This is a genomic window from Methylocystis sp. (assembly GCF_021731785.1).
Taxonomy (GTDB): domain Bacteria; phylum Pseudomonadota; class Alphaproteobacteria; order Rhizobiales; family Beijerinckiaceae; genus Methylocystis.
Window position 1 is genome coordinate 50,228 of the sequence record NZ_JAKFWS010000096.1, and the last position, 6,759, is coordinate 56,986.

At 62.5% G+C, this 6,759-nt stretch carries 5 protein-coding genes and 1 tRNA gene; 1 reads left to right on the plus strand and 5 read right to left on the minus strand.

All coding sequences use genetic code 11. The features are described 5' to 3' along the window. Position 1: 1 nt before the first annotated feature. The 5 genes from QZ964_RS15215 to QZ964_RS15235 form a co-directional block, all read right to left on the minus strand. Positions 2–2,011 carry an acetyl/propionyl/methylcrotonyl-CoA carboxylase subunit alpha gene (locus tag QZ964_RS15215; RefSeq protein WP_292532489.1) on the minus strand — a complete coding sequence of 670 codons (2,010 nt, stop codon included), beginning with the start codon at positions 2,009–2,011 and terminating at the stop codon, positions 2–4. A gap of 79 nt (positions 2,012–2,090) precedes the next feature. After that, positions 2,091–2,726 (minus strand): ATP-dependent Clp protease proteolytic subunit, encoded by a 636-nt coding sequence (locus tag QZ964_RS15220; protein WP_292532490.1) that lies wholly within the window; start codon positions 2,724–2,726, stop codon positions 2,091–2,093. Between the two features lie 196 nt (positions 2,727–2,922). Further along, a complete protein-coding gene (gene tig / locus QZ964_RS15225; RefSeq protein ID WP_292532491.1) occupies positions 2,923–4,269 on the minus strand; it encodes a trigger factor in 1,347 nt (448 codons plus the stop codon). Positions 4,270–4,344: 75 nt separating this feature from the next. Next, a tRNA-Leu gene (locus QZ964_RS15230) sits at positions 4,345–4,429 on the minus strand. A gap of 208 nt (positions 4,430–4,637) precedes the next feature. Next, positions 4,638–4,952, minus strand: coding sequence for a hypothetical protein (locus tag QZ964_RS15235; protein ID WP_292532492.1), 315 nt, complete (start codon positions 4,950–4,952; stop codon positions 4,638–4,640). A gap of 108 nt (positions 4,953–5,060) precedes the next feature. Here QZ964_RS15235 and QZ964_RS15240 point away from each other — a divergent pair, with 108 nt between their 5' ends. Then, positions 5,061–6,410 (plus strand): multicopper oxidase domain-containing protein, encoded by a 1,350-nt coding sequence (locus tag QZ964_RS15240; protein ID WP_292532493.1) that lies wholly within the window; start codon positions 5,061–5,063, stop codon positions 6,408–6,410. The last annotated feature ends 349 nt before the right edge of the window (positions 6,411–6,759 follow it).

The window sequence follows — 6,759 nt, forward strand, 5'->3', positions numbered from 1 at the left end:
TTTAGGCGAACTCCATGATCACCGCATCGACTGCAAGGCTGTCGCCGGGCTTGGCTAGAATCTTCTTCACGGTCACGTCGCGCTCGGCGCGCAGCACGTTTTCCATCTTCATGGCCTCGACCATGCACAAGGCTTCGCCGGCCTTGATTTCCTGACCTTCCGTCACGTCGATGGTCTTCACCAGGCCGGGCATCGGACACAACAGGTGCTTGGAGGCGCCGGCGTCCTTTTTTTTCGGCATGAAGGCGACAAGTTCGGCTTCGCGCTGAGTATAGACGCGCGCCGTCACGTCGACGCCCTGGTGCGACAGTTCATAGCCGTTGAGAATGGGCCGCGCCTGCACATAGACCGTGCGGCCGTCGACATCGCCTTCGAGCACAAGTTCGCCCGGACGCCACTGAGTCGAAACCCGATGCGCGCGCTGATCGCCTTCGGAAAAGCGCACGATCAGCGCTTCGCCTTGCGATTCGACGCTGACGTCGAATCTTTGATCGCCCAGCATGCACACGCGCTCGCGCTCGAATTGGACCGGCCGGCCGCCACGCAACTGCCCGGAGATTTTGCGCTTACGCTCATTACCGATGTGGTCCATCAACGTCGCGATCGCGGCGAGCGTGTGCGCCAGGTCGCCGTGAGGCGGCTGCGCGGCAAATCCTTCCGGATACTCTTCGCTGATAAATCCCGTCGAAAGATTGCCCGAGCGCCAGCGCGGACTCTGCATGAGCGACGACAGGAACGGAATATTGTGGCGAATGCCGTCGATCACGAAGCGATCGAGCGCGTCGGCCTGCGCCACGATCGCCCGAAGCCGATCCGGCGCATGCGTCACCAGCTTGGCGATCATCGGATCGTAGTGGATCGAAATTTCGCGCCCCTCGGTGACGCCGGTGTCGTTGCGCACCGTAACCCCGCCTTCGCGCTTCTCTTCCGGCGGGCGGTATTTGACCAGTCGTCCGATCGAAGGCAGGAAGTTGCGCGTCGGATCCTCGGCGTAGATGCGGCTCTCGACCGCCCAGCCGTTGATCTTGACGTTTTCCTGCTTGAGTTGCAGCGGCTCGCCCGCCGCTACGCGGATCATCTGCTCGACGAGGTCGACGCCGGTGATGAGCTCGGTCACCGGATGCTCAACCTGCAGGCGCGTGTTCATTTCAAGAAAGTAGAAGCTCTTGTCCTGACCGGCGACGAATTCGACCGTGCCCGCTGAATCGTAATCCACGGCCTTGGCGAGGGCGACGGCCTGCGCGCCCATTTCACGACGAGTCTTCTCGTCTAGCAGCGGCGATGGCGCTTCTTCGATCACCTTCTGATTGCGGCGCTGAATGGAGCATTCGCGCTCGTTCAGGTGGATCACATTGCCGTGCTTGTCACCGAGCACCTGAATTTCGATGTGGCGCGGATTGACAATGAATTTCTCGACGAAGACGCGATCGTCGCCGAAGGAGGACGCCGCCTCCGATCGCGCGCGCGTAAAGCCTTCGATCACCTCGGCGTCGGTAAAGGCAACCCGCATGCCCTTGCCGCCTCCGCCGGCCGACGCCTTCAGCATCACCGGATAGCCGATGTCCTTGGCGATCCTGACCGCCTCTTCGGCGTTCTCGATAACGCCAAGATAGCCCGGCACGACACTGACCTTGGCGGCCGAGGCGAATTTCTTCGACTCGATCTTATCGCCCATCGCCTCGATCGCCCGCACATTGGGGCCGATGAAAATGATATTGGCTTCGGCAAGCGCATTGGCGAAAGCGGCGCGTTCAGAGAGAAAGCCGTAGCCCGGATGCACCGCTTCCGCGCCGGTTTCCTTGCAGGCGGCGACGATCTTGTCGATCAGGAGATAAGACTGGGCGGCGGGCGGCGGGCCGAGATGGATCGCCTCGTCGGCCATTTCGACATGCAGCGCGTCGGCGTCGGCGTCGGAATAGACCGCCACGGTCGAAAGCCCCATGCGCTTCGCGGTCTTAATGATGCGACAAGCGATTTCGCCGCGATTGGCGATGAGAATTTTACGAAACATTCGCGCCCCGCTGCCCCAATCCCGTCAAGCATAGTGGCGCCGCAGCTCACAAATCGCGCCCGGCGCCCGCCTCCTGCATTCAGCGCTTCGCGTCGCTTTCTTCGTCAGGCCGCTGCTCCTGGACGGCGTCGACGATTCCGAAAGCCTTCGCTTCCTCCGCCGACATGAAATGATCGCGGTCGAGCGTGCGCTCGATCGTGTCGTAATCCTTGCCCGTATGACGGACATAGATGTCATTGAGCCGCTTCTTCACTTTCAGAATGTCTTCGGCATGGCGCTGAATGTCCGACGCCTGTCCCTGGAAACCGCCGGACGGCTGATGCAGCATCACGCGGGCGTTGGGGAGCGCATAGCGAAGACCGTTTGCGCCTGCGGCAAGCAGAAGCGAACCCATCGACGCCGCCTGGCCGGCGCAAAGCGTCGACACTTTCGGCTTGATGAACTGCATCGTGTCATAGATGGCGAGGCCCGACGTCACCACGCCGCCCGGCGAATTGATGTAGAGCGAGATTTCCTTCTTCGGGTTCTCGGACTCCAGAAACAACAGCTGCGCGATGATGACCGACGCCATATGATCTTCGATCGGTCCGGTGATGAAGATGATGCGCTCGCGCAACAGGCGGGAATAGATGTCGAAGCCGCGCTCTCCGCGGGAGGTGTTTTCGATCACCTGCGGAATGAGATATTGGCTGTAATGTTCGATTGGATCGCGCATCGCGTATCGCCTCTGTAGTCCGGCGGCGGCTCATGCGCCTGCGCCAGGAATTCTTTGACCCGTCATATATCTGCGCCCGCGCCGAACGCAAAGACAACATTGCGCCATCACGCCGCGTTCCGAGCCGCCGCGCGCATGCGCCTGCTATGCCGGATTTCCCCGCGATGCGCCGCCAGCGAATGGCGACGGCCGGCTGCTATTCGTCGTCTTCCTTGAACAGCTCTTCGCGGGAGACGGTCTTGTCGGCGATCTTGATCAGCTTGGCGAGGTGGTCGACGACGCGCTCCTCATAGATCGGGGCGCGGAGCTGGGCGAGAGCCTGTTCATTGTTGCGGTAATAGTCCCATACGGCCTTCTCTTGGCCCGGGAACATTCGGACCCGCTCGACCAGGGCGTCGGTCAGATCCTTCTCTTCGACCTTCACGCCGGCGCTTTTTCCGATCTCCGCCAGAACCAGCCCAAGCCGCACGCGTCGTTCGGCGATTTTGCGGAACTCGGCCTTGGTCTCTTCCTCGGTCTTGCCTTCTTCGGCCACGGACTGGCCCGCCCGCTGGCTTTCCTGCTCGTGTTGCCCCCAGATATTGGCGAATTCCTGCTCGACAAGGCTCTCGGGCAAGTCAAAGGCGTAGCGGCTGTCGAGCGCGTCGAGCAGTGCGCGCTTCATCTTCTCGCGCGAGGCCTTGTCGAAATCGGCTTCGAGATTGCCGCGAACGGCGGTTTTCATCGCCTCGAACGATTCAAAGCCGTATTTTTTGGCGAGTTCCTCGTCGAGTCCCAGCGTCTTGGGCGCCGAGACGGACTTGACCGTTACATCGAATTCGGCGTCTTTCCCCGCCAGCGTTTTGGCGGCGTAGTCGTCTGGAAAACGGACCTTGACGATGAGCTGCTCGCCGGCGGCGGCGCCCTCAAGCTGCTCTTCGAAGCCGGGTATGAAGCTTCCCGCGCCCAGCGTCAGATCGACGTCGCCGCCCGCGCCGCCTTCGAAAGACTCGCCGTCGAGCTTGCCGGTAAAATCGATCGTCATTCGGTCGCCCTTCTCGGCCTTCGCGCCTTCTGGCTTCGCCTCGAACTCCTGGGCGCGCTCCGCGAGCGACTGCAGCGCCTTCTCAATGTCTTCATCCGCCACTGGCGCGACGGGGCGCTCCACGGAAATGTCGTCGAACGCGCCGATTTCGAACTTGGGCAAGGTTTCGAACGTGACGACGTAGGAGAAATCGCCCTCGGCGGTAAGCGCGCGCTCGACTTCCGCCTGTCCTCCGGGAAAATCGACCTTCGGCTCGAAGGCGATGCGCAATTCATTCTCCTCGACGATTTTGCGGTTGGCGTCATTGACCGCCTCCTGCAACACGTCGCTCATGATGCTCTTTCCATAGAGCTTACGGAGATGGCCGATCGGCGCCTTTCCGGGCCGGAATCCCTTGATCTGACTCTTCGCCTGAAGCTCGGTGAGCTGAGCGGCAAGCTTGGCGGCAAGTTCGCCGGCCGGCAGAACCACCTTGTATTCCTGCTTCAAACCCTGCGAGGAGGTCTGGGTTACCTGCATCTCAATAGCCTTCTTAATGACTGCGACGTCGTCGGCGCGCGACGACGCGTATGCGACTGCCACGGGAGGCGGCACTGGTGCGGGCGGAGGGAGTCGAACCCCCACGACTTTCGTCACCGGAACCTAAATCCGGCGCGTCTACCAGTTCCGCCACGCCCGCGATTGGCGGGAAGGCCGCCTTAATCCCCTGCCTGCGAACCGGGATCGTTTGAGATGAAATCGAACTCGACTTCCTCTCAAACGCTCCTGAACCCTATAAAGGGCGCATCCCTTATGCGCTTGGGCGCCGCGTCGAGGCGCGCCAAGCGCGAGCGCGACTCGCCGGGCGTCGCTCTATAGCATGGACGCGGCGCGACGCCAGCCGCCGGCTACTGCGGCGCGACACGGTGATCGGCGCCGTCGAGCCCGCGGATCAGCGTGATGAGTTTGTCGTGACCTTGCGGGTCGCGCCATTTGGCGTTGCACAGCGTCGGACCGCATACGACTTCCGGAAAATTATACAGGGCCTTGCCCCTGGCGGTTTTCAGGCCGTAGCCGACGTTCGGCTTCCAGCCGCTGGCGATCAGCGACTGGCGGTAATCCGAATAGCCTTGCGAAGCCTGTCCCGACGCGGCGGGCGGCAGAAAACAGCCGATGCCGCAGAAACCAACGGCGGCGATCAACGTCCTGCGTGGCGCAATCATGCCTGAGCCTCCTTACCTTTTGGCGGTTCTAGCGCTCTCCTGACGGCCCGTGAAGAGCGGGGCTTCCGGATTGCCCCGGCGGCGCTCCTGCGCCATAGCTAGCGCGCCATGTCCAAGCCTCTCTCTCGCCGCGCCGTGCTTTACGGAGTCGCCGCCAGCCTGACCACGCTGCCGGCGCCGGCGCAGGCGCCCGCCGGCCTGCGCGTGCTTGAGGCGCGGCCGGGGAGGATTCGCCTGTCCGGCGCCCGCGAAACCGGCATTCTCGGTTTCGACGGGACCATGCCGGGACCCGTTCTGCGCTACAGGCAGGGCGACGAACTCGCCGTGCGTTTTCTCAACAAGATGGACCGGCCGGCGACTATTCACTGGCATGGCTTGCGCGGCGACAATGCGATGGAGGGCGTCGCGCCGCTGACGCAGGCGCCGATCGCCCCAGGGGCATCCTTCGATTATCGCCGCAAGCTCTCCGAGCCCGGACTTTTCTGCTACCGGCCGAGCGTCTACGGCGCGACACCGGAGCTTGTCGGCCGCGGCCTCAAGGGACTGCTCCTCGTGGACGAACCGGCGCCGCTCCAAGCCGACGCTGACCTGCTGCTGGTCCTCGACGACTGGCTGCTCGATGACGCCGGGGAAGTCATCGGCGGTTTCGACGACCCGGCGGCGTCGCGGGGCGTCGGCCGGATCGGTTCGCTGCTCTGCGTCAACGGCGCGGCCGCGCCGGCGGCGCAGAGTATCGCGCCTGGCGCCAGGGTGCGGCTGCGGCTCGCCAATCTGAGCAACGCGCGGATCATGGTCCTGTCGGTTGTGGGCGCGCAGCCGTTCGTCATCGCCATCGACGGCCAGCCATGCGAGGCCTTCGAACCGATCAAGCGGAGTATTCCCGTCGCGCCGGGCGCACGCTTTGAGCTGATGTTCTACATGCCCGAAACCGAGGGCGCCAAGGCCAGTCTGGTCCTGCGCGGTCCGAATGGCGAGGATCGCGATCTTTTCGTCGCGGACGCCAAAGGCCCAAAAGCTCTGCAGCGTCCGCCGATCGTGTCGCTCCCGCCGAATTCGGCGCTTCCTGCCGAGATCAGGCTTGGAGAGGCCAAGAAGGTCGATCTCGTGATCGAACCGCGCAAAGGCGGAGCCGGCCCCGCCTGGACGATCAACGGCGCTCCGACGAAAGCCTATGAAGGCCCCGCCTTGTTTAAGGTCGCCCACGGAACCCCGGTTACGCTGGGGTTCGTCAACAGGTCGGGCGTGGCGTTGGCAATGCATGTTCACGGCCAATGCATGCGCCTTCTGCATGACCTGGACGACGGGTGGGAGCCCTATTGGCGCAATGGCGTGATCGTCCCGCCCGGAAAGACCAAGCACGCCGCCTTCCTCGTGGAATCGCCTGGAAAATGGGCGATCCATGATGATATTCTGGAACACGAAGCGCGCGGGCTGGCGACTTGGTTCGAAGCCACTTGACGCGGACGCGGACCGGCGCCGATTAGATTATTGAAATTGATTACATTTTCCGCTTGTTCAGTCTTTGGCTGGATTTTTGCGGGCAAAAAATTACAACCGTGAGTTGGAAAAGTTGCCAAATGCTAGTGCTCAGATTCCTTGAATCCGCTCATATGCGGTGGATTCCGTCGGAGCACTGCTGCGTTTATACACTTGTTCAGCGATTTGCTGAACGAGATAGGTTGATCATGGCGGCTCCACGTCGAGTGATCGAGTTGGCGTTTACGGAGAGCGACCTGGCGGAGTTAATGAGGCTTGCGCGTTCGCGGACAGAACCGGCGAGCCGGGTCGAACGCGCGCGGATGCTCCT

Coding starts and splice junctions, on each gene's coding strand:
- QZ964_RS15240 (WP_292532493.1), top strand. CDS start 5,061: ATGTCCAAGCCTCTCTCTCGCCGCGCCGTGCTTTACGGAGTCGCCGCC.
- tig (WP_292532491.1), bottom strand. CDS start 4,269: ATGCAGGTAACCCAGACCTCCTCGCAGGGTTTGAAGCAGGAATACAAG.
- QZ964_RS15215 (WP_292532489.1), bottom strand. CDS start 2,011: ATGTTTCGTAAAATTCTCATCGCCAATCGCGGCGAAATCGCTTGTCGC.
- QZ964_RS15235 (WP_292532492.1), bottom strand. CDS start 4,952: ATGATTGCGCCACGCAGGACGTTGATCGCCGCCGTTGGTTTCTGCGGC.
- QZ964_RS15220 (WP_292532490.1), bottom strand. CDS start 2,726: ATGCGCGATCCAATCGAACATTACAGCCAATATCTCATTCCGCAGGTG.